This is a genomic window from Streptococcus sp. HJ1, from assembly GCF_052399005.1.
Classification (GTDB): domain Bacteria; phylum Bacillota; class Bacilli; order Lactobacillales; family Streptococcaceae; genus Streptococcus.
In genome coordinates, this window is the sequence record NZ_CP199005.1 from 386,371 (window position 1) to 400,143 (window position 13,773).

At 42.7% G+C, this 13,773-nt stretch carries 13 protein-coding genes; 11 read left to right on the forward strand and 2 right to left on the reverse strand.

Translation table 11 applies throughout. The features are described 5' to 3' along the window. The first annotated feature begins 32 nt into the window (after positions 1-32). The 9 genes from rpoC to ACT17O_RS02015 all read left to right on the forward strand — a co-directional run bounded on the left by rpoC (position 33) and on the right by ACT17O_RS02015 (position 9,966). On the forward strand, positions 33-3,698 hold the full coding sequence (gene rpoC / locus ACT17O_RS01975; protein WP_444817622.1) for a DNA-directed RNA polymerase subunit beta': 3,666 nt from the start codon (positions 33-35) through the stop codon (positions 3,696-3,698). A 109-nt stretch (positions 3,699-3,807) separates the two neighbouring features. Then, positions 3,808-4,227 (forward strand): nucleoside-diphosphate kinase, encoded by a 420-nt coding sequence (ndk, locus tag ACT17O_RS01980; RefSeq protein ID WP_042768844.1) that lies wholly within the window; start codon positions 3,808-3,810, stop codon positions 4,225-4,227. A 134-nt stretch (positions 4,228-4,361) separates the two neighbouring features. Beyond that, on the forward strand, positions 4,362-4,985 hold the full coding sequence (locus ACT17O_RS01985; protein ID WP_444817623.1) for a hypothetical protein: 624 nt from the start codon (positions 4,362-4,364) through the stop codon (positions 4,983-4,985). A gap of 83 nt (positions 4,986-5,068) precedes the next feature. Further along, positions 5,069-5,512: a tRNA (adenosine(37)-N6)-threonylcarbamoyltransferase complex ATPase subunit type 1 TsaE gene (gene tsaE / locus ACT17O_RS01990; protein WP_444817624.1), complete on the forward strand. Its 444-nt coding sequence runs from the start codon at positions 5,069-5,071 to the stop codon at positions 5,510-5,512. Further along, on the forward strand, positions 5,502-6,023 hold the full coding sequence (locus tag ACT17O_RS01995; protein ID WP_444817625.1) for a GNAT family N-acetyltransferase: 522 nt from the start codon (positions 5,502-5,504) through the stop codon (positions 6,021-6,023). Before tsaE ends, ACT17O_RS01995 begins: the two co-directional genes overlap by 11 nt. Positions 6,024-6,027: 4 nt before the next feature. Then, positions 6,028-7,068, forward strand: coding sequence for a glycopolymer--peptidoglycan transferase LytR (lytR, locus tag ACT17O_RS02000; RefSeq protein WP_444817626.1), 1,041 nt, complete (start codon positions 6,028-6,030; stop codon positions 7,066-7,068). A 72-nt stretch (positions 7,069-7,140) separates the two neighbouring features. Next, positions 7,141-8,397 carry a competence/damage-inducible protein A gene (locus ACT17O_RS02005; RefSeq protein ID WP_444817627.1) on the forward strand — a complete coding sequence of 419 codons (1,257 nt, stop codon included), beginning with the start codon at positions 7,141-7,143 and terminating at the stop codon, positions 8,395-8,397. 54 nt (positions 8,398-8,451) lie between these two features. Next, positions 8,452-9,603: a recombinase RecA gene (gene recA / locus ACT17O_RS02010; RefSeq protein ID WP_001085519.1), complete on the forward strand. Its 1,152-nt coding sequence runs from the start codon at positions 8,452-8,454 to the stop codon at positions 9,601-9,603. Between the two features lie 168 nt (positions 9,604-9,771). Beyond that, complete coding sequence (locus ACT17O_RS02015; protein WP_444817628.1) at positions 9,772-9,966, forward strand: PspC domain-containing protein; 195 nt, start codon at positions 9,772-9,774, stop codon at positions 9,964-9,966. Between the two features lie 131 nt (positions 9,967-10,097). On the opposite strand, the gene ACT17O_RS02020 is transcribed toward ACT17O_RS02015, so the two are convergent. Next, the gene (locus ACT17O_RS02020; protein WP_000060283.1) at positions 10,098-10,652 is read right to left on the reverse strand and encodes a GNAT family N-acetyltransferase; all 555 of its coding nucleotides are present in this window, start codon (positions 10,650-10,652) and stop codon (positions 10,098-10,100) included. A gap of 109 nt (positions 10,653-10,761) precedes the next feature. On the opposite strand from ACT17O_RS02020, the gene ACT17O_RS02025 reads away from it, so the two are divergent. Together ACT17O_RS02025 and ACT17O_RS02030 are read left to right on the forward strand one after the other, a co-directional pair. After that, the gene (locus ACT17O_RS02025; protein WP_444817629.1) at positions 10,762-12,132 is read left to right on the forward strand and encodes an MATE family efflux transporter; all 1,371 of its coding nucleotides are present in this window, start codon (positions 10,762-10,764) and stop codon (positions 12,130-12,132) included. Positions 12,133-12,228: 96 nt separating this feature from the next. Then, positions 12,229-12,945 (forward strand): YebC/PmpR family DNA-binding transcriptional regulator, encoded by a 717-nt coding sequence (locus ACT17O_RS02030; RefSeq protein ID WP_000532894.1) that lies wholly within the window; start codon positions 12,229-12,231, stop codon positions 12,943-12,945. Between the two features lie 51 nt (positions 12,946-12,996). On the opposite strand, the gene ACT17O_RS02035 is transcribed toward ACT17O_RS02030, so the two are convergent. Then, complete coding sequence (locus tag ACT17O_RS02035; RefSeq protein WP_444817630.1) at positions 12,997-13,701, reverse strand: CD20-like domain-containing protein; 705 nt, start codon at positions 13,699-13,701, stop codon at positions 12,997-12,999. Positions 13,702-13,773: the final 72 nt, after the last annotated feature.

Consider the following 13,773-nt stretch of genomic DNA (forward strand, 5'->3'; position numbering starts at 1 on the left):
GCAGTTCACTTAAAATAGAAAGGGAAGAAATAGTGGTTGATGTAAATCGTTTTAAAAGTATGCAAATCACCCTAGCTTCTCCAAGCAAAGTCCGTTCATGGTCTTATGGAGAAGTCAAAAAACCTGAAACAATCAATTACCGTACGTTGAAACCAGAACGTGAAGGACTCTTTGACGAAGTTATCTTCGGTCCTACAAAAGACTGGGAATGTGCTTGTGGGAAGTACAAACGCATTCGCTACAGAGGGATTGTTTGTGACCGCTGTGGGGTTGAAGTAACGCGTACGAAAGTTCGTCGTGAGCGTATGGGGCACATCGAGTTGAAAGCTCCTGTATCTCACATCTGGTATTTCAAGGGGATTCCAAGCCGTATGGGCTTGACCCTTGATATGAGCCCTCGTGCACTCGAGGAAGTTATCTACTTTGCGGCTTATGTGGTGATTGATCCTAAGGATACACCACTTGAGCACAAGTCTATCATGACAGAACGAGAATACCGTGAGCGCTTGCGTGAGTATGGCTATGGATCATTCGTTGCCAAGATGGGTGCCGAAGCTATCCAAGACCTCTTGAAACAAGTAGATCTTGAAAAAGAAATTGCCGAACTCAAAGAAGAGTTGAAGACAGCTACTGGACAAAAACGTGTCAAAGCCATCCGTCGTTTGGATGTTTTGGATGCCTTTTACAAGTCTGGAAACAAACCTGAATGGATGATTCTCAATATCCTTCCAGTTATTCCACCAGACCTTCGTCCAATGTTGCAGTTGGATGGTGGCCGTTTTGCCTCATCTGACTTGAACGACCTTTACCGCCGTGTTATCAACCGTAACAACCGTTTGGCTCGTTTGCTTGAGTTGAATGCACCAGGTATCATCGTTCAAAATGAGAAGCGTATGCTTCAAGAAGCGGTTGACGCTTTGATTGATAATGGCCGTCGTGGCCGTCCAATCACAGGACCAGGTAGCCGTCCACTAAAATCATTGAGCCACATGCTCAAGGGTAAACAAGGACGCTTCCGTCAAAACTTGCTCGGTAAACGTGTTGACTTCTCAGGACGTTCCGTTATCGCCGTTGGTCCAACTCTTAAGATGTACCAATGTGGTGTGCCACGTGAAATGGCAATTGAGCTCTTTAAACCATTCGTCATGCGTGAAATCGTTGCCCGTGACATCGTGCAAAACGTTAAGGCAGCTAAACGCTTGGTAGAACGTGGAGATGAACGTATCTGGGATATCCTCGAAGAAGTTATCAAAGAACACCCAGTACTTTTGAACCGCGCACCTACCCTTCACCGTTTGGGTATCCAAGCTTTCGAGCCAGTCTTGATTGATGGTAAGGCCCTTCGCTTGCACCCGCTTGTCTGTGAAGCCTACAATGCCGACTTTGACGGGGACCAAATGGCCATCCACGTACCGCTTTCAGAAGAAGCCCAAGCAGAAGCTCGTATCTTGATGTTGGCTGCTGAGCACATCTTGAACCCGAAAGATGGTAAACCAGTTGTTACTCCATCTCAGGACATGGTTTTGGGTAACTACTACTTGACCATGGAAGAAGCTGGTCGTGAAGGTGAAGGAATGGTCTTCAAAGACCGTGACGAAGCGGTTATGGCTTACCGCAATGGTTATGTTCACCTCCATTCACGTGTTGGTATCGCGACAGATAGCCTCAACAAACCTTGGACTGAAGAACAAAAACACAAGGTCTTGCTGACAACAGTTGGTAAAATCCTCTTCAACGACATCATGCCAGAGGGTCTGCCTTACTTGCAAGAACCAACAAATGCTAACTTAACAGAAGGTGTTCCAGCTAAATACTTCTTGCCGCTTGGTGGAGATATCAAGGAAGCAATCAGTAATCTTGAACTCAACCCTCCATTCAAGAAGAAAAATCTTGGGAATATCATCGCTGAAATCTTCAAACGTTTCCGTACGACAGAAACTTCTGCCCTACTTGACCGCATGAAGAACCTCGGTTACCACCACTCAACTCTTGCAGGTTTGACAGTGGGTATTGCCGATATCCCAGTTGTTGAAGACAAGGCTGAAATCATCGAAGAATCACACAAACGTGTAGAACAAATCACCAAACAATTCCGTCGTGGTATGATTACGGACGATGAACGCTATAACGCTGTTACAGCTGAATGGCGTGCAGCCCGTGAAAAATTGGAGAAACGTTTGGTTGCCAACCAAGATCCTAAGAACCCAATCGTTATGATGATGGACTCTGGAGCCCGTGGTAACATCTCAAACTTCTCACAGCTTGCCGGTATGCGTGGTCTGATGGCCGCTCCGAACGGACGTATCATGGAATTGCCGATCCTTTCAAACTTCCGCGAAGGTTTGTCAGTACTCGAAATGTTCTTCTCAACTCACGGTGCCCGTAAAGGTATGACCGATACGGCCCTTAAGACAGCCGACTCAGGTTACTTGACTCGTCGTTTGGTTGACGTTGCCCAAGACGTTATCATCCGTGAGGACGACTGTGGAACAGACCGTGGTCTCTTGATCCGTTCTATCGCAGAAGGAAAAGAGATGATCGAGTCTCTCGAAGAACGTCTCAATGGTCGTTACACTAAGAAAACTGTTAAACATCCAGAAACTGGTGCAGTGATCATCGGTCCAAATGAGTTGATTACAGAAGACAAGGCGCGTGAAATTGTCAATGCTGGTGTGGAAGAAGTTACTATCCGCTCTGTATTTACATGTAACACTCGTCATGGTGTCTGCCGTCACTGTTACGGTATCAACTTGGCGACTGGTGATGCGGTTGAAGTTGGTGAAGCAGTTGGTACAATCGCTGCCCAATCTATCGGGGAACCTGGTACACAGCTTACAATGCGTACCTTCCACACGGGTGGGGTTGCCTCAAATACCGATATCACTCAGGGTCTTCCTCGTGTCCAAGAAATCTTTGAAGCCCGCAATCCTAAAGGGGAAGCGGTCATCACAGAGGTCAAAGGACAAGTTACAGCTATCGAAGAAGACGCGTCAACTCGTACCAAGAAAGTCTTCGTTAAGGGTGAAACTGGCGAAGGTGAGTACGTGGTTCCATTTACAGCCCGTATGCGTGTTGAAGTTGGAGACCAAGTCTCTCGCGGTGCAGCTCTTACAGAAGGTTCTATCCAACCAAAACGTCTCCTTGCTGTTCGTGATGTCTTGTCAGTTGAAACTTACCTTCTCGGTGAAGTACAAAAAGTTTACCGTAGCCAAGGGGTAGAAATCGGTGATAAACACATCGAGGTAATGGTTCGTCAAATGATCCGTAAAGTTCGTGTCATGGATCCAGGTGACACAGACCTTCTTATGGGTACCCTCATGGACATCAACGACTTTACAGATGCTAACAAGGATGTTCTTATCGCAGGTGGAGTTCCAGCGACTGGTCGCCCAGTTCTTATGGGAATCACCAAAGCCTCACTTGAAACAAATAGTTTCTTGTCAGCGGCTTCCTTCCAGGAAACAACTCGTGTCCTTACAGATGCAGCCATCCGTGGTAAGAAAGATCATCTCCTTGGACTCAAGGAAAATGTTATTATCGGTAAGATCATCCCAGCTGGTACTGGTATGGCTCGCTACCGTAACCTTGAACCACAAGCTATCAATGAAGCAGAATATCTGGCTCCAGAACAAGAAGAAACAAAACTTGCTCCAGTAGATGAAGCTGTGGAAATCCAAGTTGAAGAAACAGTAGAATAAAAGCAAAAAGAGAACCTTTGGGTTCTCTTTGCTTTATTTCAGAAAATTTTCCCACTTTTTCATAAAGTATGGTAGAATAGAAGAACTAAAATGCCAAGGAGGTGTCCGTATGGAACAAACATTCTTTATCATTAAGCCAGATGGTGTGAAAAGAGGGCTGGTTGGCGAAATTCTGCAAAGAATGGAGCAACGAGGTTTCAAACTCGAAAAATTAGAGTTACGTTCAGCAGTTTCAGAAGATTTGATTGACCAGCACTATCAAGACTTGGTTGAAAAAAGTTTTTATCCTCCTATCCGTCAGTTTATGACCTCAGGACCGATAGTGGTGGGCATTCTATCAGGTCCAAAAGTGATTGAAACCTGGCGGACCATGATGGGGGCTACTCGTCCAGAAGAAGCCTTGCCTGGAACTATCCGAGGAGATTTTGCTAAGGCGGCAGGAGAAAATCAAGCCATTCAAAATGTAGTTCATGGCTCCGATTCGGAAGCTTCTGCAAAACGTGAAATTGCTCTCTGGTTTAAGGATTAGACTGGTAAAAGAACAGTTCTGTGTACAACAGAGCTGTTTTTTGGTCAGTTGAGCACAAAAAAAGGACACTTGAGGCAGAAACAATCATTTCAAACTCTTCACAAGGTATAATCCCATATAGGGAGGGAAAAGAAATGGTAAAATCAATTCGCCTATTGTTGTTGATTGCAGTCATCCAGATTAGTTTTTCTAGTTGTCTATTATGGAAAGAATCTTTTTTATCTTTAAAACAGACCAATGCTTACTTTTTGATTTTGATAGTAGGAATTTCTGTTCTTTGTGCTGGGATAAATTATTTCCATACAGCAGACCAGTCTAGACATAGTATTTTACATGTTCAAAAGAAAGTGAGTCTTGTTTATTGCCTCCTTTTAGTAGTCAATCTTCTGGTAACCTGTCTGGTTCTCTCAGAAAGCATCCAAACCACTAGCAAATTGCAGCAGGAACTGGTTGACCTCTTTTTACCCTCCTTCTTTTTCTTGCTAGGAGTAGATCTATTGATTTTTTTACCTTTTGATAAAATTTTTCGCGATATAGAAAATCGCCTAAATAAAAAGAAAACAGTCGTCATTTCCGTTCTAGCTACGATGGTTTTCTTGAGGAATCCCTTAGTGATTTCCTCGATTTTCCTTTATATCAGTGTCGGTTTTCTATGTGCACGTTTCCTTTTTCCCAAATGTATCCAAAGGGAAATCTCCTTTTATGGACACCTGATTCGGGATATCCTGTTTGTTTTTTCAATAGTTGTATTCTTTTAAGTGGAGGAGAATTTTTCAAAATTGTTATAGTAAGTGTATAAAGAAAATTCACACAAAAGAAAACTTTTTGGTATAATAGTAGCATGCACACAAAAAATGAAGAAGAGCTTCTAGCTCTCGGAGAAAGATTAGGTCATTTGCTTCAAAAAGACGATGTTCTGATCTTGACTGGAGAGTTGGGAGCGGGTAAAACAACCTTTACAAAAGGCCTTGCTAAGGGCTTGGATATCCGTCAAATGATTAAAAGTCCAACCTATACCATTGTCAGAGAGTACGAAGGGCGTTTGCCACTTTACCACTTGGATGTCTACCGTATCGAAGGCGATGCTGATTCTATTGACTTGGATGAGTTTCTCTTTGGTGGTGGTGTGACTGTTATTGAGTGGGGGCATCTTTTGGGTGAAGATTTACCAGATTCTTACTTGGAGTTGGAAATTTTGAAAGAAGCTGAGGGTCGTTGTCTTCATTTTACGGCCCATGGCTCTCGGGCTGAACAACTCATCAAGGGGCTTCAAGATGGAGTATGAGTTGTGTATTCGTGAGGCAGAGATTTCAGATGCTACAGCCTTGATTGCATTTTTAGATTGTGTCGGTCAAGAGACAGATTTTACCAGCTTGGATGAAAATGGTATCATGATGACAGCTTCTGAAATGGCTCTTTTTATCGAAAAACAAGCTGCATCAGAGAATCAAATTACTCTCCTCGCCTTACTGAATGATGAGATTGCAGGAGTCTTAAATATCACATCGGACCAACATTTAAGAGTTCGACATATCGGTGATGTTTTTTTAGCAGTTCGCAAGAAATTTTGGAACCAAGGCTTGGCGACTATACTTCTAGAAGAAGGCATCGAGTGGGCTAAAGTCAGTGGCGTCTTGCGCCGTTTGCAACTTAGTGTACAAAAACGAAACGAGGCTGCAGTCCACCTCTATTCAAAAATGGGATTTATCACAGAAGGCTTACAAGAAAGAGGAGCCTATTTAGCAGAAGGGATATTTTTAGATGTTTGTCTTATGGGCAAGCTGATAAATAAATAACGAGATGATTAAAAAATTAATTGGAATGGTGCTAGGTTTCCTAGCAGTGACAGTTGTAGGTGTAGCGGTTTATGGCTATACCATCTACCAACAGGGAACAGAAACCCTAAGTAAAAAGACTTACAAAAAAATCGGGGAAGAAACCAACGTTATCGAAGCGACGGAGCCTCTGACCATCCTCTTGATGGGGGTAGATACGGGAAATGTGGAACGTACAGACCCGTGGGCGGGAAATAGTGATTCCATGATTCTCTTGACGGTTAATCCCAAAACAAAGAAAACCACTATGATGAGTTTGGAACGGGATATTTTGACCAAGATTGAGACTGGAAACGGTCAAGTTCAGGAAGCTAAACTCAATGCGGCCTATGCTAATGGTGGTGCGGAACTTGCAATTTCTACTATTCAAAAGATGATGAATATCCATATTGACCGCTATGTGATGGTTAACATGCAAGGGCTTCAACAATTGGTGGATGCAGTTGGTGGAATTACCGTCAACAATACACTTGGTTTCCCAATTTCGATTGCTGACCAAGAAGAGTTTAATAAGATTTCTATCGGTGTTGGAGAACAAACTTTGAATGGTGAGGAAGCTCTGGTGTATTCACGGATGCGTTACCAAGACCCAGAGGGAGACTATGGTCGTCAAAAACGTCAACGTGAAGTCATTCAAAAAATCGTTGAGAAGGTTTTGAGCCTAAACAGTGTGAGTCATTATCAAGGCATCCTCAAAGCTTTGAGTGATAACATGCAGACCAATGTAGACTTATCAGCTAAGAGCATTCCACAATTGCTTGGCTATCAAGATTCCTTCAAGAACATCGAAACGCATCAATTGCGAGGAGAAGATGCTGAGCTACAGGGAATTTCTTATCAGATTGTCACTTCAGAACATATGCTCGAGATGCAAAATCTCTTGCGTCGTTCACTAGGTAAAGAGCCAGTGACAGAATTGGAGACCAATGCGGTACTGTACGAAACAGCCTTTGGTCGGACAGCACCTTCAACCAGTATGAACGCTTTAAACGAAGAAGCAGAATAAGAAAAGAATCAAATCGTGGGAAATTTCCTGCGATTTTTTCAAAAAAATTCGAATAGATAAGTAGGAGGAAACATGAAAGCAGAAATTATTGCTGTCGGAACAGAAATTTTAACAGGGCAGATTGTCAATACCAATGCTCAGTTTTTATCAGAGAAACTAGCCGAAATCGGGGTAGATGTCTACTTCCAAACTGCTGTTGGAGATAATGAAGCTCGTCTTTTGTCCTTGCTGGAGATTGCGAGCCAACGTAGTAATCTTGTGATTTTGACAGGGGGCTTGGGACCAACTGAGGATGATTTGACCAAACAAACTCTGGCAAAATTTTTAGGAAAAGATCTAGTGTTTGATCCTCAAGCGCAAGAGAAACTGGATATCTTTTTTGCTCATAGACCTGACTATGCTCGGACACCGAATAATGAGCGCCAAGCCCAAATTGTAGAAGGGGCGACTCCACTGCCAAATGAGACAGGTTTAGCAGTAGGAGGGGTGTCAGAAGTGGATGGCGTGACCTACGTGGTCCTCCCAGGACCACCTAGTGAATTGAAACCTATGGTCTTAAATCAACTCTTACCCAAGTTAATGACTGGTACCAAGTTATACTCACGAGTGCTCCGTTTCTTTGGAATTGGGGAGAGTCAGTTGGTGACCATTTTGGCGGATTTGATTGACCATCAAACCGATCCGACTTTGGCGCCGTATGCCAAAACAGGAGAAGTTACCTTGCGCTTGTCTACAAAAGCAGTTAGTCAAGAAAAGGCTGATCAAGCACTGGACATCCTAGAAAGTCAAATCTTGGATCACCATACTTTTGAGGGAATTTCTTTACGAGACATCTGTTATGGATATGGGGAAGAAACCAGCCTCGCAAGTGTCGTTGTAGAAGAGCTAAAGAAGAGACAGAAAAGCATTACTGCGGCAGAAAGCTTGACGGCAGGTCTCTTTCAAGCTACTTTAGCAGACTTTTCGGGCGTTTCAGCAATCTTTAATGGCGGTTTTGTCACTTACAGCCTAGAAGAAAAGTCCAAGATGTTGGATATTTCCGAGCAAGAGCTAAAAGAGCACGGGGTCGTTTCTGAGTTTACGGCTCGAAAAATGGCAGAGCAGGCACGGATCAAGACTCAGTCTGATTATGGAGTCAGTCTGACAGGTGTAGCTGGGCCAGATAGCCTAGAGGGTCATCCAGCTGGTACAGTTTTAATTGGACTGGCACATGCAAAAGGGACAGAGGTGATCAAGGCCAATATTGCAGGACGGAGTCGAGCAGATGTTCGACATATTGCGGTCATGCATGCCTTTAACCTAGTTCGCAAGGCTTTATTAAGTGACTAAATTTTGGTATAATGAAAGATAGGTCTAAGGACCAGTAGAATATAGGAGAACAAAATGGCGAAAAAACCAACAAAAAAATTAGATGAAATTGGGAAAAAATTTGGAGCAGACCGTGAAAAAGCATTGAACGATGCTCTTAAATTGATTGAGAAAGACTTTGGTAAAGGCTCAATCATGCGCTTGGGTGAGCGTGCGGAGCAAAAAGTTCAAGTGATGAGCTCAGGCTCATTGGCTCTTGACATTGCCCTTGGTTCAGGTGGTTATCCTAAAGGACGTATCATCGAAATCTATGGACCAGAATCATCTGGTAAAACAACCGTTGCCCTTCACGCTGTTGCGCAAGCTCAAAAAGAAGGCGGTATCGCTGCCTTTATCGATGCGGAACATGCTCTTGACCCAGCCTATGCTGCAGCACTTGGTGTGAATATTGACGAATTGCTCTTATCACAACCAGACTCAGGTGAGCAAGGCCTTGAAATTGCAGGGAAATTGATTGACTCAGGTGCAGTTGACCTTGTCGTTATTGACTCAGTTGCGGCCCTTGTGCCTCGTGCAGAAATCGATGGGGATATTGGAGACAGCCACGTTGGTTTGCAAGCTCGTATGATGAGCCAGGCCATGCGTAAACTTGGTGCTTCGATCAATAAGACCAAAACAATTGCTATCTTTATCAACCAATTGCGTGAAAAAGTTGGGGTCATGTTTGGAAACCCAGAAACAACACCTGGTGGACGTGCTTTGAAATTCTACGCTTCAGTCCGTTTGGATGTTCGTGGAAGCACACAAATCAAGGGAACCGGTGACCAAAAAGATACCAATGTCGGTAAGGAAACCAAGATCAAGGTCGTGAAAAACAAGGTGGCTCCACCATTTAAGGAAGCCTTTGTTGAAATCATGTACGGAGAAGGAATTTCTAAGACTGGTGAACTCTTGAAGATTGCAAGTGATCTCGATATCATCCAAAAAGCGGGAGCATGGTACTCTTACAAGGGTGAAAAAATCGGACAAGGATCCGAAAATGCTAAGAAATACTTGGCGGATCACCCAGAAATTTTTGACGCCATTGACCACCAAGTTCGTGTTCAATATGGCTTGATTGAAGATGAAGAAGGGACAACTCCTACCACTGTTTCGGAAGATCTAGCACCTAACCAAGAAGTAACGCTTGACCTAGGCGACGGACTTGAAATCGAAATTGAAGATTAAAAATGAAAGCGGAGAAGTCCTTCTCTGCTTTTTATGTTTAATTATTAAGTCTCCATAGGCTTTAAAAGCGTAATAAAAGAGTATTTAATCAAAAAAATTAAAAAAACTATTGCATTTTTTTAATTTGATGATAAAATAAAAACATTCTATAAAAAGGAGACTACTATAATGGAAAAACGCCTTGTTCGTAATGTACAAGACAAAAAGATTGCTGGTGTTTGTGCTGGTATCGCTGACTACTTTAACATGGACCATACACTTGTTCGTGCACTTTGGATCATCTTCACCCTACTTGGTGGTTCTGGAATCTTAGCTTATGCTGTTCTCTACTTCCTTCTTCCAGAAGGCAATACAGAAGCTTAAGCCATAGAGAGAATAAAAGTTTATTCTGATCAGTTGAAAATAAAAAATGCATGTAATCGTAGATTACATGCATTTTTATATGTAGTTTCTATCGAAAAAGAGAGGTTCTTCACTAGATGGATAAGTCCTGTTTAATGGTCACTAAAACGACGATACTCTATATGAAAGTCAAAATAATGTTCATTTTGTAACTTTTGGAAGATGTCGCGATAGGCCTCTTCGTCAAAATAGTCGCCACGGTAGAGAATTTCAAAACTCAAACCATCGTACTCTAGAAAAGCGTTGGCTGATTTAAAGCCATTTTGGCGATAGAAGTCCATGCGGGCCTTTCTCTGCTCCAAGTTATCGCATTCTTCGTCCAAGCGCTCGACTTCCAATAACATGGTTCGCTGGTAAAAATCAGTCAGCTTTTCGATGATTTCTTTTCCATATCCGTGGCTTCTCAAGTGGGGCATGATGGCAAAAAAACTGATATAGAAGGCCTTTGGATTGGAGATGGCAAAAGCAAAGCCGACAAACTCTTCTTGATTATAAAAGGCAAAAAAGTGAGCATCTTCTCGGTCTTGATAGCGTAAGAACTCTGACAGAGGAACTCGTTCTTCCTCGGGGAATGCTTCCTTGTTTAGCTTTTCAACCTTATCTAGATCAGGAAATACATCGGTAATTAATTGACTGGTCAAACTCATAAATGACCTCCTTTTCTTGATTATAGCAAATTGTCTCTCTGTAAGCAATTGATTGCAAACTTAGTGACAGAGCCTTGTCGCTCCTTTAGAAAGCTGATATAATAGCTTTATGAATAAGAAACGATCCGTGGACTTGATACATGGTCCTATTCTTCCTGCGCTGTTAAGCTTTGCCTTTCCAATCTTGCTGTCTAATATCTTTCAACAGCTTTATAATACAGCTGACGTCTTGATTGTTGGGCGTTTTCTTGGTCAAGATTCCTTGGCAGCAGTAGGGGCGACAACTGCCATTTTTGACTTGATTATAGGTTTTACGCTTGGTGTTGGAAATGGCATGGGGATCGTCATTGCCCGCTATTATGGGGCTCGTAATTTCACCAAAATCAAGGAAGCAGTAGCAGCCACTTGGATTTTAGGTGCTCTTTTGAGTATTGTGGTCATGCTGATGGGATTTGTCGGTCTGTATCCGCTCTTGCAATATTTAGATACCCCTGCAGAAATCCTCCCCCAATCCTATCAATATATTTCTATGATAGTGACCTGTGTCGGTGTCAGCTTCGCCTATAATCTCTTTGCAGGCTTGTTGCGGTCTATTGGTGATAGTCTAGCAGCTCTTGGCTTTCTGATTTTTTCTGCCTTAGTTAATGTGGTTTTGGATTTGTATTTTATTACGCAATTGCATCTGGGAGTTCAATCTGCGGGGCTTGCTACCATCATCTCGCAAGGCTTATCAGCTGTTCTCTGCTTTTATTATATCCGTAAGAGTGTTCCAGAACTCTTGCCACAGTTTAAACATTTCAAATGGGACAAGAGCTTGTACGCGGATCTCTTGGAGCAAGGTTTGGCTATGGGCTTGATGAGTTCGATTGTGTCTATTGGTAGTGTGATTTTACAGTCTTCTGTCAATACCTTTGGCGCAGTGATTATTAGTGCCCAAACAGCGGCACGACGCATTATGGCCTTTGCTCTGCTTCCGATGACGGCCGTTTCTTCTGCCATGACGACCTTTGCCTCTCAGAATCTCGGTGCGAAACGACCAGACCGCATTGTTCAAGGTCTTCGAATCGGCAGTCGACTGAGCATGTCTTGGGCAGGTTTTGTCTGTATCTTTCTCTTTTTTGCTAGTCCGACCTTGATTTCCTTCTTGGCCAGTTCGACAGATACTTACTTGGTAGAAAATGGTAGTCTTTACCTGCAAATCAGTTCAGTCTTTTATCCGATTTTGAGTCTCTTGTTGATTTATCGCAATTGCTTGCAGGGCTTGGGGCAAAAAATCTTACCACTTGTTTCCAGTTTTATCGAATTAATCGGCAAAATCGTTTTTGTGGTCTTGATTATCCCTTGGGCGGGCTATAGGGGAGTTATCCTCTGTGAACCTCTTATCTGGGTTGCCATGACTATCCAACTTTACTTCTCTCTTTTCCGCCATCCCCTGATAAAAGAAGGCAAGGCAATCTTGGCAACCAAAGGACAATCCTAGCTGGATTTACGAAAGAAAATCCATTTCCTCTAGTGAAAATCGAAAAAACTTGTGTTATAATAAGAAAGATTAAAATGTGAAAAAAGGAGATTCCTAATGGGACGTAAATGGGCCAATATCGTAGCCAAGAAAACGGCTAAAGATGGAGCTAACTCTAAAGTATATGCAAAATTTGGTGTAGAAATCTATGTAGCAGCTAAAAAAGGTGATCCAGACCCAGAATCAAACACTGCTTTGAAATTCGTTATCGACCGTGCTAAACAAGCCCAAGTGCCAAAACACGTTATCGATAAAGCGATTGATAAAGCAAAAGGAAACACAGACGAAACCTTTACAGAAGGTCGTTACGAAGGTTTTGGACCAAATGGTTCTATGTTGATTGTGGATACCTTGACTTCAAACGTCAACCGTACCGCAGCTAATGTCCGTGCAGCTTTTGGTAAAAACGGCGGAAACATGGGTGCTTCAGGGTCAGTTTCATACCTTTTTGATAACAAGGGTGTTATTGTATTTGCAGGTGAGGACGCTGATGCAGTCTTTGAGCAACTGCTAGAAGCAGATGTGGATGTGGACGATGTAGAAGCAGAAGAAGGAACAATTACTGTTTACACAGCTCCAACAGACCTTCACAAGGCTATCGTTGCCCTTCGTGAGTCTGGCATCGAAGAATTCCAAGTGACTGAATTGGAAATGATTCCTCAGTCTGAAGTGGAATTGTCAGGCGAAGACCTTGAAACCTTTGAAAAACTTTACAGCGTTCTTGAGGACGATGAAGACGTACAAAAGATTTATACAAACGTAGATGGATTCTAATAGAAAAACGAACAGTTTTACTAGCTGTTCGTTTTTTTTTGATATTTGAACTTAAACTCTGGTTTCAGAATCGTTTTGTTTCTTGCTTTTTTCTAGACCTAGACCGACTGCATGTTTTTGGACGAGCAAGAGCTGTCCATTGTCTTGTTTTGCAAAAGTTAAGGTAACAGTCTTGATCTTGTCACCAATAGAGATATAGGTGATTTTTCTCGTATTGTAGCCTCCAATAGTAGAATCAAATTCGGAGTCTGGTAGTCCGTGTTTTTTGATAATATCCTTGTAGTTGGTACCACCTTTTCCTTTGTTGTCAAGGTCACCTTCGATTAAGGCGTTGAACTGTTCTTGGGTCCAGGAGAAGTTATCGTCTTCTTCCTCCTCTGGGATGGAATAGGTGCTATCATCTGTCAAGTCGCTTTCTTCTTCGCGTTCCATTGAGGCACTCGCCTCGCTGTAGGAACGGTTAAACTCCCTGACAAACTCTTTGTAGACATTAGCGTACAGTACCTGGGTCGTAAAAAAAATTACAACAGAAGCAACTGCGAGGGATGTTCCGATAATGGCCATTGTTTTCCGTTTTTTGAGATTGACGATAAGGCCGATAATCCCCAAGATAAATGCGACGATGGCGATGAAAAATGATAGATAGTTAATAAATGGGATCCAGGACCCTAAAAGTGCGATGGCTCCAAAAATGGTTGCCAAGATTCCTAAAACTCTTTGTTCTTCTGGTTTCATTTGAAAGCTTTCTCCCTTCATCGAGTGAATGGATTTCTATCCACAGTAGTTAGTGCTTATTATAGAAAAAATATTGCCTAATGTCAATTTAAA